Here is a 17,116-nt window from a genome sequence, read left to right on the forward strand (position 1 = left end):
TTGTTGTGGGCGGCTGCGCGGATGCGGTGTTCGGTGTCCTTGTCCGGAACGCTGACCGTCCAATGTGAGCGCGGACACGACGTCGGGTCGCGGTGGTGAGTGCTGGCGAGGGCGCCGGCAACCAACGCACACGAACGGCGCCAACGAACCGAATGGCGATGGCCGATTTGATGCGGGTGAACGCGAGTCGGTATCAGGCTCTGACGCACCGCGGGCTCGGCACATAGCCGAAGCGCGCCGGCAGTTCGGCGAACGGCAGGTCTTCGGGAACCCACAGGCCTGCGGTCACCGCGTCGGCGGCGGTGTCCATGTCGAGCGAACGCAGCAGGCCGAAACCGAGCGCGGTGTCGAGGAACAGGCGACCGTGCTCGTCGAGCCATGCGCTCTTCACGGCACCCGCGTCGGCACCGGTGTGCGCCTGCACGGCATAGCCGCCGCCGGAGCGCTGCACGCCCAGCACCAGCGGCGCGGCCTCCAGCTCGACGTAGACGCGCTGCGGGCCGTTCTGGAAGTACCACGCCCCGTCGGCATCGGCCTCGTAGTTGCGGCAGATGAACTCGCACAGCTTCTGGTGCAGCAGGCGGCTGCCCTTGACCTGCGGGAAGGGGCCGGCCGCCTGGGTGCGGTCGTCGCGCAGATACCAGTCGCCGCGCGCATCGAGCCCGAGCCAGCCATAGCAGGCGGGCACCTGCGGCCATTTCTTCAGCGCGGCACGGACGATGTCATCCATGCCGGCATTGTGCGACCCGGCTTACACGCAAGCCATGCTCTGCACCCACGACATCACCGCCTCGGGCAGGCTCAGCACCTCGCCGGGAAAGGCGCCACGGGGAAAGCCGACGTGCCCACCCTGCGCGGGCTGCCACAGCGTGACGTGGCGCCCCACTTCGTGCGACTGCGGCAGGCAGGCCGCCGGCACGAAGGGATCGTTGCGCGCGTTGAGCACCAGCGCCGGGATGCGGATGCGCTCCAAGTGCGGCTTGGCAGAGCCGCGCGCCCAGTAGTCCTCGGCGTTGCGAAAGCCGTGCAGTGGTGCGGTGAACACGTCGTCGAACTCGTAGAGGTCGCGCGCGGCCAGCAGGCGCGCGCGGTCGAACAGGCCCGGATGCTGCGCGAGCTTGGCCAGCGCTTTGGGCTTCATCGTGCGCAGGAACATGCGGTTGTAGACCTGCCGGTTGAAGCCGCGCGTGATCGCATGACCGCTGGCCGTCAGGTCGATCGGCGACGAGATCGCGCACACCGCACACGCCGTGGCGGCGGCGCTGTCGCCGGCCTCTTCGGCCCAGCGCAGCAAGGCATTGCCGCCGAGCGAGACGCCGACGGCGAACACCGGCCGGCCGTGCTGCGCGCGCAGGCGCTCGAGCAGCCAGCCGATCTCCTCAAAGTCGCCCGAGTGGTAGGCGCGTGGCGCGAGATTGAGCTCGCCGGAGCAGCCCCGAAAGTGCGGCAAGGCGAAATGCCAGCCTCGTGCACGTGCCCGGCCGGCGAAGGCCTGCGCATAGTGGCTGGCGGACGAGCCTTCGAGGCCATGGAACAGCACCAGCAGCGGTGCTGTCCTGGGCGGGACGCCGGGCGCCGTGTCCGCGAGGAAATCGACATCGATGAAATCGCCGTCCGGCGCACTCCAGCGCTCGCGGCGAAAGGCCGGGGCCGCGCCGTCGAAGCGGCGCGCGAACAGCGCCGGCCAGATGGTCTGCGCATTGCCGCTCGGCAACCACCACGGCGCCGACCCATCGGCCGCAGGGAAGACCCGATCGACGACAGCGGCCATGCCCGTGTGCAGCCCGTCAATGCAGCGTCGACGGCGCTTCGGAGATTTCCTGCAGCTCGCGCGCCATGCCGGGGCTGGCGTGGTGCAGCACCATGCGCCAGCCTTGCGGACCGAGCAGGTAGACGTTGGTGACGATCGCGTAGGCCTTCTGCAGGCCGCCCTCGCCGACCATCTGCACCCGCTCGATCACGTGGTGCACGGCCGTTCCCTGCGCATGGAGCCGGCGCACGTTCTCCGGCTGGACGTCGATCGCGCCGTTGCCGAAGATCGCCTCGAAGGAAGCGCGGATCGCCGCGGTGCCGATGAGGCGCGGCCCACCGGGGTGCACGCAGGCCACCTCGTCGTCGTCGGACCAGACCGCCATCAGTTTCTCGGCGTCGGCCTGCTGCAGCGCTTCGTAGAACTGCGCCTCGATGTCATCGGGGGACGACGGCGGCGCTTTCGACTTGGGCGGCATGCGCAGCGTCCTCGGCGCGTCACTTGAAGACCACGGTCTTGTGGCCGTTGCGCAGCACCCGGTGCTCGCTGTGCCACTTGACCGCACGCGCCAGCACCACGCACTCGACGTCGCGGCCCACCGCGGTGAAGTCCGCCGGCGCGAGCGAGTGGTCCACGCGCTCCACGTCCTGCTCGATGATCGGGCCCTCATCGAGGTCGGCGGTCACGTAGTGCGCGGTCGCGCCGATCAGCTTCACGCCACGCGCATGGGCCTGGTCGTAGGGCCTGGCGCCCTTGAAGCTGGGCAGGAAGCTGTGATGGATGTTGATCGCCCGACCCGACAGGAACTGGCAGAACGCCGGCGACAGGATCTGCATGTAGCGCGCCAGCACCACGAGGTCGACACGGTGCTCGTCGACCAGCGCCTCGATGCGCGACTCCTGCTCGCGCTTGATGTCCAGGCTGCTGCCGGTGGCGAGCGGCAAGTGGTGAAAGGGGACGCCGTACCCTTCGCACAGCGAAGCGAAGTCGGGATGGTTGGAGACCACCGCCGGAATGTCCACCGGCAGCGAGCCGCTCTGCCAGCGAAACAGCAGGTCGTTCAGGCAGTGGCCGTGTTTGCTGACCAGCAGCAGCAGGCGCGGCTTGACCGCCAGTGCGTGGAAACGCGCCACCATGCCGAACTCGCCGCGCACTTGCGCGAACAGCTTGTCGAGTGCAGCCTCGTCGGCCAGGTGTTCCGGCGCGCTGAAATGCACGCGCATGAAGAACAGGCCCGTGCCGTCGGCACTTTGAACGTCGCCGTACTGCTGCGAGTCGAGGATGTTGCAGCCGGCCTGGTACAGCAGGCCGGACACGGCATAGACGATGCCCTTGGCATCTTGGCAGGACAGGGTGAGGACGAACTCGCGCGCGGGGTTCTGCATGGTCCCGTCGATTGTAAGGATCGGCCCGCGCGCGACGGCGCACGGCAGCGAAAACGACGATGCGGCAGGCGCACCGGGCTCCTTAGAATCCGCGCAAGCCATGGTCGCCGCCCCCAAGGATTGGTCCGAACGCAGCCGCGACATCGCGGCGGCACTGGCACGCGTCGCGCTGGGCGACCGTGCGGCATTTGCCACGCTGTACCGGCAGACCAGCGCGCATCTGCTCGGTGTCGTCTTGCGTATCCAGAAGGACCGGGCCCAGGCCGAGGACGTGCTGCAAGAGGTGTACGTGAACGTCTGGCGCGCGGCGCAGGGTTTCGACGCCGGCCGCAGTCAGCCGCTCACTTGGCTCACCAGCATTGCTCGCAACCGGGCCATCGACAGCCTGCGCCGCCGTCAGAGCGAGCCCCCCACCGTCAGCACCTCGATGGGCTCGCAGGAACAGGATGACGAACACGACATGCTTCAGGATCTGGCGACCCCCGACGCCGGCCCGCTCGAACGGCTCGGGCAGGCGGCCGATGCCCGCGCGCTGCGCGGCTGCATGGGCGCGCTCAGCGGCGAACAGCAGCAAAGCCTGGCGCTGGCCTTCTACCAGGGCCTGTCGCATGCCGAGGTGGCCGAGCACCTGCGTCAGCCGCTGGGCACCGTGAAGAGCTGGGTGCGACGCGCACTGCAGTCGCTGAAGACCTGTCTCGAGCGGGCCGCGGCGACCTGAGGGCCCCATGGACTACAGCCGCCCCGCCCTCGCCGACCGCCTGGCAGCCGAGTACGTGCTCGGCACCTTGCGCGGCCGGGCGCGCCGCCGCTTCGAGACCCTGCTGCTCGCTCACCCGGCGCTGAGTGCGGCGGTCGGCGACTGGCAGGTGCGGCTGCTGCCGCTGGCGGCCGCCGTCACGCCGGTGCAGCCGTCCGCGGCCGTGTGGTCGCGGCTCGAACAGCGCCTGTTCGCTGCGGCCGGTGCCGCACCGGCGCGCTGGTGGCAGCGGCTCGGCCTGTGGCAGGGCGTGTCGGCCTTTGCGACGGTGGCCGCGCTCGGGCTCGGCCTGGTGCTGTCGCAGCCGCAGCCGGTGCAGGCACCGATCGTGGTGGTGATCGCACCGAACCCCGAAGCCGCCGGCGTGCTGCAGGCCGGCTTCGCCGCCGGCCTGACGCGCGACGGCCGCGCGCTGGTGCTGCAACCGATCCAGCAGGTGGCGCCCGGCAGCGGGCGGGCCTTCGAGTTGTGGGCGGTGCCGCCGCAGGGCGCGCCGCGCTCGCTGGGCCTGGTGTCGGGCGAGCGGGCCACCACCGTGCAGCGCGCCCTGCTGCTGCACGACACGGCGGCCTTCGCGGTCAGCCTGGAGCCGAGCGGGGGTTCGCCGACCGGCGCGCCGACCGGGCCGATCCTGTCGGTCGGCAAGCTGCAGCTCTAGGAGATCAGGGCAAGAGCGCCGCCGACCGGCACGAAGGAGTGCTGATCGGCCTGACGTCGACCCGCCGGCAGCATCTCGCCGCCGCGCGCGCTGCAGCCGCTCGGCCCTCGCATCTTCAGGCACTCAGCCCAGATGAGCCGCACGGCTGGCGAGCGCCTCCTGCAGCGCGGCATCGACCCGCTCCGGCCCGATGTCGGTCAGGCACTTCAGGTGGCCGAAGCGGCATTCGCGGTCGAAACAGGGTTGGCAATCGAGGTGGGGCGCCCCGCGCATCGTCTGCAGCCACAGCACGCGGGCGTGCGGGCTCAGCGGCGGGGTGTGCTGCGGGCTGGTGGAGCCGAACACGGCCGCTTGCGGCACGCCGAAAGCGGCGGCCACGTGCATCAGGCCGGAGTCGTTGCTGACGACGCCGCGCGCGGCAGCGATCAGCGCCATGGCGTCGTCGAGCGAGGTCTGGCCGGCGAGCACCCGGCAGTTGCCGGGCGCCTGTGCCGCGATCTCCTCGCAGATCGGCGCCTCCTTGCCGGACCCGAGCAGCAGCACGGGCAGGCCATGCCGGGCGTGGAGTTCGCGCGCCAGGGTCGCGTAGTGCGAGACCGGCCAGCGCTTGGCGGCACCGTATTCGGCCCCGGGCGCGAACACCCAGTAGGCTTGCGCAAGGAGATCGTTGCGCGCGAGCGCGGCCTCGACCGCGACCGGCGCCAACTGCAGGTGGGGCCGCGCCTGCGCCCTCACGCCACCGGCCAGCGCACCGTAGAAGCCGACCATCGGCGGCTTGCCGACCGGATTGGGCAGGCGCTCATTGAGCAGCCAGACCCGCCCTTCGCCTTGGTAGCCGACGCGCCGCGGGATGCACGCGAGCCACGGCACGAGTGCCGACTTCAGCGAATTGGGCAGCACGTAGGCCACGTCGAAGCGGCCCTTCAGTTGCTTCGCCAGCGCGCGCCGTGCCGCCCAGTCGAGCCGGCCGTGCGCGAAAGGCAGCGCGGTCACCTCGTCCACCTGCGGCATCGCGCGCAGGACCGGCGCGACCCACGGCAGTGCGACCACCGTCAGGCGTTCGCCGCGTGCAGCAAGGGCCGCCAACAAGGGCTCGGCCATCACGGCATCGCCGATCCACTGCGGCGCGACGACGAGTGCGCGGGTCATCGCGCCACCGCCCGGTTCAGTGGGCGTGGAGCTTCTCACCGGCCTTGAGCCGGTAGACCGTGCCGCAATACGGGCACTTGCCTTCAGCGTGGGCCACGTCGATGAAGACGCGCGGGTGCGCGCTCCACAACGGCATCTTCGGGTTGGGACAGAACACCACACCGGGCCCCTGCAGGTCCTGGGCGGTGACTTCGACGGCGGCTTGGGGTGCGCTCATGCTGGTAGGGTGGAGGTCGGTCGGGGTGGGCGGCTTCAGACCGCGGTCAGCCACTCGGCGTACTTCGGGTTGCGGCCGTTGACGATGTCGAAGAATGCCGTCTGGATCTTCTCGGTGATCGGCCCGCGCGAGCCGGCACCGATCTCGAGGCGGTCGAGTTCGCGGATCGGCGTGACCTCGGCGGCAGTGCCGGTGAAGAAGGCCTCGTCGGCGATGTAGACCTCGTCGCGGGTGATGCGCTTCTCGACCAGCTTCAGACCCAGGTCCTGACAGATCGCGAAGACGGTGTTGCGGGTGATGCCGTTGAGTGCGCCGGCCGACAGGTCCGGCGTGTAGACCGTGCCGTTCTTGATGACGAACAGGTTCTCGCCCGCGCCTTCGCTGACGAAGCCCGACGCATCGAGCAGCAGCGCCTCGTCGTAGCCGTCTTCGGTGGCCTCCATGTTGGCCAGGATGGAATTGGTGTAGTTGCTCACCGCCTTGGCCTGCGTCATCGTGATGTTGACGTGGTGACGGGTATAGCTGGAGGTCTTGACGCGGATGCCACGCTTCATGCCTTCCTCACCGAGGTAGGCGCCCCAGGGCCAGGCGGCGACCATCAGGTGGATGGTGTTGCCCTTCGGGCTGACACCGAGCTTCTCGCTGCCGATCCAAGCCAGCGGACGCAGGTAGCAGCTTTCCAGCTGGTTGACGCGCACCACCTCGCGCTGCGCATCCATCACCTGCTGTTGAGAGAACGGGATCTTCATGCGCAGGATCTTGGCGCTGTTGAAGAGCCGCTCGGTGTGCTCCTGCAGCCGGAAGATCGCCGTGCCCTTGACCGTGTTGTAAGCGCGTACTCCCTCGAATGCGCCGCAGCCATAGTGCAGGGTGTGGGTCAGCACGTGAATCTTGGCATCGCGCCAGTCGACCAGTTGGCCGTCCATCCAGATCTTGCCGTCGCGGTCGGACATAGACATCGCAGTTCCTCGTTCAGTGCGCAAAGAGAACTGCAAATTCTACGGGCGCGCGAGGCGTCGCCCCGTCGTCGCGCCGGCTTCGACATCCGCCCCCTGAACCGGGGGGAGCCCCCCTTCGCGGGGTTGATGCAGATCGTTACGGGCGCTAATTTTGTGCCCTGCAGCAACCAGATTTCTTGATTGCATCCGAGCCGAGGCTCTGTCGCACATGAACGCCGTCACCAAGCCGCTTCTTGCCACGCTCACGCTGGTCGCCATCGCCTATGGCAGCCAGGCTCAAACACAGCCTGCGCCCCCGACTTGCCGCAGCGCCGGCATCGAGCCGGCGTCCTGTGTCGCCGACACCAGACCGCAGTGGATGAACGTCGAATCGGGCACCGCGGAAGCGCTGACGCAGCAAAGGCAGACTGTCGAGTCGGGGCCCGCGGCCAGAAATCTCAAGTCCGGCACAGCCGGTGAGGGCACCGCCCGCCCGTCGAGCGTTGGGGTGTTGCCAGCCGCACAGCAGATGGTGGCCGGTACCGGCTCACTGCACGTCGAGGCTGAAGTGGCCACCACCCCGGAATCGCAAGCCTACGCACTGATCCTCGCGGGGCTGGGCGTCATCGGCCTGGTGGCCAGCAAGCGCTTTCGCAACTGAGCCCGCCGCAATGGCGGCGACGGCAAGGCGCCTGCACAGGCGCCTTTTTCATTGCGGGCGTCGGCGCTAGGAAGTCACTGCGGTTGATCTCCTGGCCGCGTGAGTTGCCAGGCCTGCAGGCGCCCGTTGACGAAGCTCACGCGCACGCTGGCGCCACCGCCGTCGCTCCAGCGGTAGGTATCGCGCGGCGCGTCGGCGATCGCCTCACCGAGGCTGCCCGCGACCGGCAAGACCTCCAGCATCGTCATGCCGGCCCGCAGCTTCGCGTTCAGCATCACGGCGCTGTCGACCTGGCCCAGCGGCGCACTGCCGGCCCGTCGCATCACGCGCAGGGCGCGGCTGAACTGCAGCAGCAGCCAGAACGCGGTCAGCGTCACCGCCAGCACGACGCCAGGCCAGCCATGGACCCAGTAGCCCACCAGCACCGCTGCGCCCGCCAGCGCCCAGCCGGCGGCGGGCCGGTTCATGCCCGCGTCTGCGGCCCCTGCGGGGGGCCACCGTAGGCGCGCTCGACGCGTGCGATGCGCAGCTCGTAGTGGACATACCAGCCGGTGCGCCCCCGCTCGCGCGCCACGCGGTGCTCGGCGTGGGCCTTCCACGCCGCGATGTCGCCCAGGCTGCGCCAGTACGACACGGTGATTCCAAAACCTTCGGCATCGCGCGTGCTTTCGATGCCGAGGAAGCCGGGCTGCGCGGCGGCGAGCGCCACCATGCGATCGGCCATCTCGGCATAGCCATCGTCGGCGTCGCGGGCGGCGGCTGCGCGCCGGCTGCTGAAGATCACCGCGTAGTACGGCGGCTCGGGCAACACGGCAAAGGCAGCGTCGCTCATGACAGCTCGCGCAGCACCTCGACGGCCTGCTCGACGCGCTCGACCGCGTGGATCCTCAGGCCCTCGATCGGCTTCTTCGGCGCATTGGCCTTCGGCACGACCGCAACGCTGAAGCCGAGCTTGGCCGCCTCCTTCAGGCGCTCCTGCCCGCGCGGCGCCGGCCGCACCTCGCCGGCCAGGCCGACCTCGCCGAAGGCGATGAAGCCGCGCGGCAGCGGCCGCCCGCGCAGCGAACTCTGGATCGCCAGCATCACCGCCAGGTCGGCCGCCGGCTCGCTGATGCGCACGCCGCCGACCGCGTTGACGAACACGTCCTGGTCCATGCAGGCGATGCCGGCATGGCGGTGCAGCACCGCGAGCAGCATCGCCAGCCGGTCGCGGTCCAGGCCGACCGACAGGCGCCGCGGGCTGGGCCCGCCGCTGTCGACCAGCGCCTGGATCTCGACCAGCAGCGGCCGCGTGCCCTCGAGCGTGACCATCACGCACGAGCCCGGCACCGGCTCGCCGTGGGTCGACAGGAAGATCGCGCTCGGGTTGGCCACGCCCTTGAGGCCGCGCTCGGTCATCGCGAACACGCCGATCTCGTTGACCGCGCCGAAGCGGTTCTTGATCGCCCGCACCAGCCGGAAGCTGCTGTGCGTGTCGCCCTCGAAGTACAGCACCGTGTCGACGATGTGCTCCAGCACCCGCGGGCCGGCGAGCGCACCTTCCTTCGTCACGTGGCCCACCAGCACGATGGTGGTGCCGCTGGACTTGGCGGTGCGCGTGAGCTGCGCGGCGCACTCGCGCACCTGGGCCACCGAGCCGGGCGCGGAGGTGAGCTGGTCGGAGTAGACCGTCTGGATCGAGTCGATCACGCAGAAGGCCGGCTGCTCGGCGTCGATCGCCGCCTGGATCTTCTCGAGGTTGATCTCGGCCAGCACCCGCACCCGGCGGCCATCGAGGCCGAGCCGGCGCGAGCGCAGCGCGATCTGCGCGCCGCTCTCCTCGCCGCTGACGTACAGCACCTTCATCTGCGCCGACAGCGCATCCACCGCCTGCAGCAGCAGCGTCGACTTGCCGATGCCCGGATCGCCGCCGATCAGCACCACGCCGCCGGCGACGATGCCGCCGCCGAGCACGCGGTCAAGTTCATCGACACCGGTGGGCGTGCGCGCGACGTCGGCCGCATCGATCTCGCTGAGCGTGGCGACGGGCAGGCTGCGCGCGATCGACTGGAAGCGGTGCTTCGTGGCCGCCGCCGACTCGGCGACGGTCTCCTCCAGCGTGTTCCAGGCACCGCAGGCCGGGCACTTGCCGAGCCATTTGGGCGTCGTGCCACCGCACTCGCTGCAGGTGTAGTTCGTCTTGTCCTTGGCCATTCGCCGCATTGTGGCGCGGCCCGCCGGGCCACCCGGGTCAGTCGATCGCCCGGCGGCGCAGCGCCTTGATCTGCCCGTCGCGCGCCTTGCTCTCCAGCCTGCGCTGCTTCGAGCCGTAGGTCGGCTTCGTCGCGATCCGCTTGCGCGGCGGCGTCGCGACGCTGGCCACCAGCTCCAGCAGGCGCTGCAGCGCGTCGTCCCGGTTGCGGGCCTGGGTGCGCTGCTCCTGGGCCTTGATGACGATCACGCCGTCGCTGCTGAGCCGCTGGTCGCTGAGCGCCAGCAGACGCGCCTTGTGCGCCTCGGGCAGAGACGAAGCCGGCACGTCGAAGCGCAGGTGGATCGCACTCGACACCTTGTTGACGTTCTGGCCGCCGGCGCCCTGCGCTCGCACCGCGGTGCACTCGGCCTCGCGCGCCAGCAGCGCGGCCAGTGCCTCGCGGTTCACGCCGGGCTGCCCTTGATGTCGCGCAGCCGCGCGTCGAGCTCGCGGCGCAGCGCCTTGCGTTGCAGGGCCTCGCTGTGGCGCCGCGTCTCGTCGGGCGTGGCCGGCTGCAGCGGCGGCACCGGCGTGGGCTTGCCGGCGTCGTCCACCGCCACCATCGTGAAGAAGCAGCTGTTGGCGTGGCGCACGACCTGCGTGCGGATGTTCTCGGCGACGACCTTGATGCCGATCTCCATCGACGAGCTGCCGGTGTGGTTCACCGACGCCAGAAACGTGACCAGCTCGCCGACATGGATCGCCTCGCGGAACACCACCTGGTCGACCGACACCGTGACCACGTAGCGGCCCGCATAGCGGCTCGCGCAGGCGTAGGCCACCTGGTCGAGCAGCTTCAGGATGGTGCCGCCGTGGACATTGCCCGAGAAGTTGGCCATGTCGGGCGTCATCAGCACGCTCATCATGAGCTGGTGCAGCGGCCGATCGTTCATCAGTGCGCCGTCGAGTGAGGCAAGGCCAGCGGCGGCGCCGGCAGTTCGGGGAGCGCGGTGCGCACCTGTTGGCAGTGGGCGAGATGGCGGTCGCACAGGCGCTTGAACATCCAGCCCGACAGCGCGGCCGAAGCGAGCTGTCCCGCCACCGGCGCCAGCTTGGCAGCCTGCTGCAGGCTCAACCGCAGGCCCAGCGTGCGCAGCGCGCTCAGCAGCACGCCTTGCGTCAGCACGCGGCCGATCAGGTAGCTGCCGACCTCCAGCGCCAGATGATCGACCCGGTTGCGCAGCGGCGCCGGCAGGCGTGCGATCTGTTCGGGACCGAGGCCGTGTGCGGCACTGATCTCTTCGAGCGTGGACGCCAGCAACTGCCCGTTGACGAACAGGTCGGCGCCGAGCACCGGCAGCGCCGACACGCCGGCGGCCTTGAACGCCCGGCGCCGCACGAGGCGCCGGCAGTGCCGCTCCCGGGCCTGATCCGCCGGCGCCGTGCGCACCACGCTCACGCCTTGGACGCGCCCAGCTTGCCGACGATGAACAGCAGCACGACCGCACCCACCACCGAGGCGATCCAGCCGGCCGGCTCGCCGACGGCGTACCAGCCCAGCGACTGGCCCACGAAGCCAGCGATGAAGGAGCCGGCGATGCCGAGCACGCAGGTCAGGATCCAGCCCATCTTCTGCTCGCCCGGCATCAAGAAGCGGGCGAGGGCGCCGACGATCAGGCCGACGATCAGGGTGCCGATGATGCTCATGACGACGATCTCCTGCAGGGGGTTGAGAGGATGGCGAATGGTCGCACAACGGCGGGCGGTCGAGGTGACAGGCGCTCAGCCGGCGTCGACCCGGACCGGCACGCGCGCCGCGAGCCCGCACATCAGCTCGTAGCCCACCGTGCCGGCCGCGTGGGCGACGGCATCGATCGGCAGCGCGGCACCGGCCGGCCCGCGACCCCAGAGCGTGACTTCGCTGCCCGCCCCCGCCTGCGGCAGCGCACTCAGGTCGACGGTCACCATGTCCATCGACACGCGCCCGAGCAAGCGCGTGGGCACGCCGTCCACCAGCACCGGCGTGCCGCTCGGCGCATGGCGCGGATAGCCGTCGGCGTAGCCGCAGGCCGCGACGCCGATGCGCATCGGCGCATCGGCCGTGAAGGCGCTGCCGTAACCCACGGTGTCGCCGGGCTGCAGGCTCTGCGTGGCGATCAGGCGCGCACTCAGCGTCATCGTCGGCCGCAGAGCCCAGTGGGCGATGTCGTGCGCCGGGAAATCGGGCGCCGAGCCGTACAGCATGATGCCGGCACGCACCCAGTCTGCACGCACCGCGGCGTCGGCCGCATGGCGCAGCGTGGCCGCGCTGTTGCTCAGGCTGCGCTCGCCCGGCAGATCGTGCGTGGCGTCCGAGAAGGCCCGCACCTGCGCCGCGATGCCGCGGCCGCCGTCGGCGTCCGAGAAGTGGGTCATCAACGAGATCTCGTCGACCTGCGGCAGCGCATCGAGCCGCGCCCACGCCGCGCGGAAGGCGGCGGGCTTGAAGCCGAGCCGGTTCATGCCGCTGTTCATCTTCAGGAACACGCGGTGCGGCTGGTGGGTCTTGTGCATCGCCAGCCAGTCGACCTGCGCCCCGCAGTGCACCGTGTGCCACAGGTTCAGGCGCGAGCACAGCTCCAGGTCGCGCGGCTCGAACACGCCTTCGAGCAGCAGGATCGGGCCGCGCCAGCCGAGTTCGCGCAGCAGCTGCGCCTCGGCCAGGTCGAGCAGTGCAAAACCGTCGGCGCCGCGCAGGGCCTCGAAGACGCGCGCGATGCCATGGCCGTAGGCATTGGCCTTCACGACCGCCCAGACGCGCGCGTCGGGCACGGCGGCGCGCGCACGCGCGAGGTTGTGCGTCAGGGCCTCGGTGTGGATCAGGGCTTCGATGGGGCGCGGCATGGCCGCCAGTGTGCCTGCGCGGCGCCGCCGGCGCCTTGCGCGCCGCCGATTTCAAGGCGCATCAGCGCCACTGATACCCCGGTGCGGCGCACGGAGACCGCCGGGACCCCGTGCTATAACCCGCGCCGCAGGGAGACAGTACCGGCGCCGGTCGATGCCGGTGCCCCAGCCGACGAGCGGATGAAAAAAGGTTTCTACACCATCATGTCGGCGCAGTTCTTCAGCTCGCTGGCCGACAACGCCCTGTTCGTCGCCGCCGTCGAGTTGCTGAGAACCTCCGGCCAGCCCGAGTGGCAGCGCGCCGCGCTGGTGCCGATGTTCGCGCTGTTCTATGTCGTGCTCGCGCCCTTCGTCGGCGCCTTCGCCGATGCGGTGCCCAAGGGCAAGGTGATGTTCGTCTCGAACAGCATCAAGGTGGTCGGCTGCCTGATGATGCTGTTCGGCTCGCACCCGCTGGTCGCGTTCGCGGTGGTCGGGCTCGGCGCCGCGGCCTACTCGCCGGCCAAGTACGGCATCCTGACCGAGCTGCTGCCCAACTCGCAGCTGGTCAAGGCCAACGGCTGGATCGAGGGCCTCACGATCGGCTCCATCATCCTCGGCGTGCTGCTCGGCGGCCAACTGGTGGGCCGCACGATCGCACCGGCGCTGCTGGCCATCGACCTGCCGCTGATCGACACCGGCATCGACACCGCCCCCGAAGCGGCGATCGCCGCGCTCACCTCGCTCTACGTGGTGGCCGCCATCTTCAACCTCTACATCCCGCGCACGCAGGCGCCGCTGCAGCCGATCGCGCACAGCGTCATCGGCCTGGTGCGCGACTTCTCGGCCTGCAACGCCCGGCTATGGAACGACAAGCTCGGCCAGATCTCGCTGGCCACCACCACGCTGTTCTGGGGGGTCTCGGGCAACCTGCGCTACATCGTGCTGGCCTGGGCGGCCGCGGCGCTGGGCTATGGCACGACGCAGGCGTCGTCGCTGGTCGGCGTGGTGGCGATCGGCACCGCGGTCGGCGCCGTGCTGGCCTCGGTGCGCATGCGGCTCGACCAGGCGACCGGCGTGATCCCGCTCGGCATCGCGATGGGCGTGCTGGTGATCGGCATGAACTTCATCACCAACGTCTGGGTGGCCGCCCCCTTCCTGATCCTGCTCGGCGGCCTGGGCGGCTTCCTGGTGGTGCCGATGAACGCGCTGCTGCAGCACCGCGGCCACAACCTGATGGGCGCCGGCCGATCGATCGCGGTGCAGAACTTCAACGAGCAGGCCTGCATCCTCGGCCTCGGCGCCTTTTACACCGGCATGACGCGCTTCGGCCTGTCGGCCTTCGGGGCGATCACGATCTTCGGCGTGGCCGTGGCCGGGGCCATGTGGCTGATCCGCCGCTGGCACCAGACCAACTGCGTGCGCCACAAGGACGAGGTCGATCACCTGATCGCGCTGGCCCGCAGCGACCCGCAGCAGTGAACCGGTACGGCCGCCAAGGGCCGCCAGGGGGCCCCCGCGGTCCCCGGGGCGAACCCGCCCGCCCGGCGGGACAGCGCGCAGCGCAAAGGGTGCCGCAATGAACGCCCGCCCGCAGCAGGCCGGCATGGCGCCGGCCGCACCGCTGTTCGCGGTGCTCGCGCTGACGCTCAACGCCTTCGTTTGGGGCGTGTCGTGGTGGCCGTTTCGCCAGCTGCTGTCGCTCGGGCTGCATCCGCTGTGGGCGACCGCCCTGGTCTACGGCCTGGCGGTGGTCGTGATCGTGCTGCGCTGGCCGCACTCGCCGGGCCAGCTGGCGCGCACGCCGGTGCTGTGGGTGCTCGTGCTGGCGGCCGGCGGCACCAATGCCGCATTCAACTGGGCCGTGAGCATCGGCGACGTGGTGCGCGTGGTCCTGCTGTTCTACCTGATGCCGCTGTGGGCGGTGCTGCTGGCGCGCTGGCTGCTGCAGGAGCGGCTCACGCGCTGGGCGGCCTGTCGCGTGCTGCTTGCGCTGGCCGGTGCGGCCATCGTGCTCAAGCCGGCGGGCGCCGGCTGGCCCTGGCCCTCGGGGCTGGCTGATTTTCTCGGCATCGCCGGGGGCTTCAGCTTCGCGCTGAACAACGTGATGCTGCGGCGCGAGTCGCACCGGCCATCGGAGGGCCGCGCCCTGGCGATGTTCCTCGGTGGCATGCTGGTCGCCGGCGGGCTGGCCCTCGGCCTGGCCGCGGCGGGCAGCGTCGCCTGGCCGCCGGCACCCCGGACATCATGGCTGCTGCCGGTTTCGGCGCTCGCGCTCGCCTTCCTCGGCGCCAACCTGGCGCTGCAGTACGGCGCTTCACGGCTGAAAGCCAACGTGACCTCGGTCGTCATGCTCACCGAGGTGGTGTTCGCATCGGTGTCGGCGGTGCTGCTCGGCGATCAGGTGCTGACGCTGCAGATGTTCGTCGGCGGGGCCTTCATCCTCGCGGCCGCGCTGCTGTCGGCGCTGGAGCCCTGGGCAGTGGCATGAGTGGGGGCCGCGTTGCTGTGCCTAGCGGTTTGCGGCGGCGGCAACGACGAACCCGCCGCAGCGGTCAGTGACGAAATGGACGCCGCCAGCAGCCGCGGCACCATCGTTGCGACAGGTCCCCACATCGGCCGCGGCCTCGCAAACTTCCAGACCGACGTGCTGCACCTCACCAACGCGCGCCGCGCATCGGGCGCCAAGAGACACGAAGTTATTTTTCGAAGCACGAAGGCATCCGCTCCCGGTCGATCTTCATGAGCCACGCAGCGTACGCCGCGCCGGAATTCAGCGGATTGCGAGTTGCCTTGCTCGCGGAAATCGGGCCTGCCTCCACGCCACTGAAGCACTTCGCAAAAGGGCTCCGAGACGGCTCGCCGATAACCAAGGCGTGTGTCACGCGCCCCTCCTGCAGACGCTGCAAATAAGGCGCCCAGTCCGCCGGCTGGCTTCCAGTGAAGCTTATCCAATCGCTGGCGAACACCTTGCGCGGCGACAGGGCCACGCTGGGATGGGCTGAAATCAGGACGGCATCGGCTGGAAGAGCCGCATCCACCTGCTTCATTACCGTGTATCCATCGGCCTGCGTTGCCATGATGCTATTGCGCCAAGGCGTCGACATCGCCCCGGGAATCGAGCGCACGACGGCATAGCTGATCAATGCCATGAACATCAGCACCTGTGCGCCAAGGATGCATTGCGCCAGTTTCGCACCGTCGTGGATGCAGCGCGGCGCCTGCATCGCGAGCGCCATGAGCACCCAGACGAACGGCTCGAGGTAGAACCTTGCATTTGCTTGGCCAAACAAAGTGCCAACGATGGTCACTGCTGTGGCCGCGGCGATGGCCAACCAGCAATAGATGTCCTTTGCGGGCCGAAGCCATGCCAGCGCGCCAACGCCAACGCCGACCACGGTCGAAATAGCACCCGGGCGGGCGGGAAGAACGAGTGACAGCGGGAACCACATGGAGGAATCTCGATAGTTCCGCAGGTATCCCGTGAAGGCGTCGTAGCCAGGCCAGTCTCCTGGAAAGGGCTTCAGGAATGCATCGGCCAGCGTTCCGCCGAAATGCAGGTGTTTCCAGATCGCGGGAGGCAGGACGATGCATGCCAATCCACCCAGGGCCATCAGACCCGCTGGAACCGCGAGGCCGCTTCTCGCCATCAAAGCAAAGGCGATGACACCCACGATCCCCCCTGACACGAGGAAGTTCAGCTTCATCTGCGATGCCGTCATGACGAGTAGGCAGACAAGCCCAAAGCCGAGCAGCCTCGACCGTCGGCTGACCGATCTGCGCGTCGGATAAAGGGTGAGGGCAAGGGCTGTCGATGTCATCGCGATTGGAACCAATTGCGGTTTATCGGCATTCACCAAGAAGAGAAGCACCGGCGACGAAACAAGGGCCAGCGTCACCGGTGTGAGGATGGGATTGTTCGAGTCCGGATAACGCTGCAGCAAACCGCAGAGACAAAAAATGCCACTCCATTGCAGGAGGCTCGAAAACTGTTCTGCGCCGATGGACAGACCCAGTGCAATCAGACCTTCCCCCGCGCCCGCAAGTCGACTATGAAACCACTCCGGGCTCACCGGCCACACCCCATCGTGCAGAAACTGAAGCGCGACACCGAGGTGGTAATTCAGCGAGTCGGCGTTGGTGCTGGGGCCCAAGGCGACAAGCCCCAGACCAAGGAGCAACCAATAGGGCATCGCCTGCCAACGGAACAGTGACGCAAAATACGAGCGCCCCGAGGCACGGATTTTCGAACTGAACCCAGGCACGGCCCGGCCCAGCGCCCAAAGACCGTGCAGCGCAAGCAGAATGGCGACAACGCTCAAGCCTGTGGCATTGACCAGTCCGAACAGCATCAGCGGATAAAGCATCGCGGCCAATACTGTGGCTCCCACGACCGGCGCGACGAAAAACTCCCAGCCTGACGTGTTGCTCGCCCGCACATCCAACCAGCCACTCACACGCAAGCCAAGTGCAAAGACGCCGACGAACATCAGCAGGGAGACGATCGCCGAATACGGTGGCGACAGAACCGCTGCTTCCAGACCAAAAATAGCGGTCATGCTCGTC

General features: G+C 69.3%; 21 protein-coding genes. 5 read left to right on the forward strand and 16 right to left on the reverse strand.

Features of this window, described 5'->3' with window-relative positions; genetic code table 11:
- Window positions 1–193: 193 nt before the first annotated feature.
- The 4 genes from ACQY9S_RS14995 to purU are packed head-to-tail and all read right to left on the reverse strand — an operon-like array spanning window position 194 to window position 3,135.
- Window positions 194–730 carry a DUF2946 family protein gene (locus tag ACQY9S_RS14995; protein ID WP_428420632.1) on the reverse strand — a complete coding sequence of 179 codons (537 nt, stop codon included), beginning with the start codon at window positions 728–730 and terminating at the stop codon, window positions 194–196.
- 21 nt (window positions 731–751) lie between these two features.
- Window positions 752–1,771 carry a YheT family hydrolase gene (locus tag ACQY9S_RS15000; RefSeq protein ID WP_428420634.1) on the reverse strand — a complete coding sequence of 340 codons (1,020 nt, stop codon included), beginning with the start codon at window positions 1,769–1,771 and terminating at the stop codon, window positions 752–754.
- Window positions 1,772–1,787: 16 nt separating this feature from the next.
- Window positions 1,788–2,228, reverse strand: coding sequence for a YybH family protein (locus tag ACQY9S_RS15005; protein WP_428420635.1), 441 nt, complete (start codon window positions 2,226–2,228; stop codon window positions 1,788–1,790).
- Between the two features lie 19 nt (window positions 2,229–2,247).
- Window positions 2,248–3,135 carry a formyltetrahydrofolate deformylase gene (purU, locus tag ACQY9S_RS15010; protein ID WP_428420636.1) on the reverse strand — a complete coding sequence of 296 codons (888 nt, stop codon included), beginning with the start codon at window positions 3,133–3,135 and terminating at the stop codon, window positions 2,248–2,250.
- On the opposite strand from purU, the gene ACQY9S_RS15015 reads away from it, so the two are divergent.
- Entirely contained in the window at window positions 3,134–3,853 is a 720-nt protein-coding gene (locus ACQY9S_RS15015; protein ID WP_428420637.1) for a sigma-70 family RNA polymerase sigma factor, read from the forward strand. The genes purU and ACQY9S_RS15015 overlap by 2 nt on opposite strands.
- Window positions 3,854–3,860: 7 nt before the next feature.
- Window positions 3,861–4,550, forward strand: coding sequence for an anti-sigma factor (locus ACQY9S_RS15020; RefSeq protein ID WP_428420638.1), 690 nt, complete (start codon window positions 3,861–3,863; stop codon window positions 4,548–4,550).
- A 123-nt stretch (window positions 4,551–4,673) separates the two neighbouring features.
- Here ACQY9S_RS15020 and waaF read toward each other — a convergent pair whose 3' ends face one another.
- Genes waaF through ACQY9S_RS15035 form a run of 3 tightly spaced genes read right to left on the reverse strand, consistent with a single transcriptional unit; the run spans window position 4,674 to window position 6,875 of the window.
- A complete protein-coding gene (waaF, locus tag ACQY9S_RS15025) occupies window positions 4,674–5,699 on the reverse strand; it encodes a lipopolysaccharide heptosyltransferase II (protein ID WP_428420640.1) in 1,026 nt (341 codons plus the stop codon).
- A gap of 16 nt (window positions 5,700–5,715) precedes the next feature.
- Window positions 5,716–5,916, reverse strand: coding sequence for a zinc-finger domain-containing protein (locus ACQY9S_RS15030; protein ID WP_428420641.1), 201 nt, complete (start codon window positions 5,914–5,916; stop codon window positions 5,716–5,718).
- Between the two features lie 35 nt (window positions 5,917–5,951).
- Window positions 5,952–6,875 carry a branched-chain amino acid transaminase gene (locus ACQY9S_RS15035; RefSeq protein ID WP_428420643.1) on the reverse strand — a complete coding sequence of 308 codons (924 nt, stop codon included), beginning with the start codon at window positions 6,873–6,875 and terminating at the stop codon, window positions 5,952–5,954.
- Between the two features lie 208 nt (window positions 6,876–7,083).
- Between ACQY9S_RS15035 and ACQY9S_RS15040 the strand changes: the two genes are divergently transcribed.
- Entirely contained in the window at window positions 7,084–7,515 is a 432-nt protein-coding gene (locus ACQY9S_RS15040) for a hypothetical protein (RefSeq protein WP_428420644.1), read from the forward strand.
- A 74-nt stretch (window positions 7,516–7,589) separates the two neighbouring features.
- Here ACQY9S_RS15040 and ACQY9S_RS15045 read toward each other — a convergent pair whose 3' ends face one another.
- From ACQY9S_RS15045 to alr, 8 genes are all read right to left on the reverse strand, one after another.
- Window positions 7,590–7,982, reverse strand: a complete 393-nt coding sequence (locus ACQY9S_RS15045; RefSeq protein ID WP_428420645.1) for a hypothetical protein — start codon at window positions 7,980–7,982, stop codon at window positions 7,590–7,592.
- Window positions 7,979–8,347, reverse strand: a complete 369-nt coding sequence (locus ACQY9S_RS15050) for an antibiotic biosynthesis monooxygenase family protein (RefSeq protein ID WP_428420647.1) — start codon at window positions 8,345–8,347, stop codon at window positions 7,979–7,981. Before ACQY9S_RS15050 ends, ACQY9S_RS15045 begins: the two co-directional genes overlap by 4 nt.
- Complete coding sequence (gene radA / locus ACQY9S_RS15055; protein WP_428420649.1) at window positions 8,344–9,708, reverse strand: DNA repair protein RadA; 1,365 nt, start codon at window positions 9,706–9,708, stop codon at window positions 8,344–8,346. The genes ACQY9S_RS15050 and radA overlap by 4 nt, the downstream gene beginning before the upstream one ends.
- Window positions 9,709–9,745: 37 nt before the next feature.
- Window positions 9,746–10,156: an alternative ribosome rescue aminoacyl-tRNA hydrolase ArfB gene (arfB, locus tag ACQY9S_RS15060; protein ID WP_428420650.1), complete on the reverse strand. Its 411-nt coding sequence runs from the start codon at window positions 10,154–10,156 to the stop codon at window positions 9,746–9,748.
- Complete coding sequence (locus ACQY9S_RS15065; protein WP_428420651.1) at window positions 10,153–10,641, reverse strand: acyl-CoA thioesterase; 489 nt, start codon at window positions 10,639–10,641, stop codon at window positions 10,153–10,155. Before ACQY9S_RS15065 ends, arfB begins: the two co-directional genes overlap by 4 nt.
- Window positions 10,641–11,147 carry a hypothetical protein gene (locus tag ACQY9S_RS15070; protein ID WP_428420653.1) on the reverse strand — a complete coding sequence of 169 codons (507 nt, stop codon included), beginning with the start codon at window positions 11,145–11,147 and terminating at the stop codon, window positions 10,641–10,643. The genes ACQY9S_RS15065 and ACQY9S_RS15070 overlap by 1 nt, the downstream gene beginning before the upstream one ends.
- Entirely contained in the window at window positions 11,144–11,395 is a 252-nt protein-coding gene (locus tag ACQY9S_RS15075; RefSeq protein ID WP_428420655.1) for a GlsB/YeaQ/YmgE family stress response membrane protein, read from the reverse strand. The genes ACQY9S_RS15070 and ACQY9S_RS15075 overlap by 4 nt, the downstream gene beginning before the upstream one ends.
- A 75-nt stretch (window positions 11,396–11,470) precedes the next feature.
- Window positions 11,471–12,571: an alanine racemase gene (gene alr, locus ACQY9S_RS15080; protein WP_428420656.1), complete on the reverse strand. Its 1,101-nt coding sequence runs from the start codon at window positions 12,569–12,571 to the stop codon at window positions 11,471–11,473.
- A 180-nt stretch (window positions 12,572–12,751) separates the two neighbouring features.
- On the opposite strand from alr, the gene lplT reads away from it, so the two are divergent.
- Both lplT and ACQY9S_RS15090 read left to right on the forward strand, forming a co-directional pair.
- Window positions 12,752–14,032, forward strand: coding sequence for a lysophospholipid transporter LplT (lplT, locus tag ACQY9S_RS15085; protein ID WP_428420658.1), 1,281 nt, complete (start codon window positions 12,752–12,754; stop codon window positions 14,030–14,032).
- A gap of 97 nt (window positions 14,033–14,129) precedes the next feature.
- The gene (locus tag ACQY9S_RS15090; protein WP_428420659.1) at window positions 14,130–15,041 is read left to right on the forward strand and encodes a DMT family transporter; all 912 of its coding nucleotides are present in this window, start codon (window positions 14,130–14,132) and stop codon (window positions 15,039–15,041) included.
- A 208-nt stretch (window positions 15,042–15,249) separates the two neighbouring features.
- On the opposite strand, the gene ACQY9S_RS15095 is transcribed toward ACQY9S_RS15090, so the two are convergent.
- Entirely contained in the window at window positions 15,250–17,109 is a 1,860-nt protein-coding gene (locus ACQY9S_RS15095; protein ID WP_428420661.1) for a DUF1420 family protein, read from the reverse strand.
- Window positions 17,110–17,116: the final 7 nt, after the last annotated feature.

Origin of the sequence: Methylibium sp. (genome assembly GCF_965279545.1) — a bacterium.
Taxonomy (GTDB): Bacteria; Pseudomonadota; Gammaproteobacteria; order Burkholderiales; family Burkholderiaceae_C; genus Methylibium.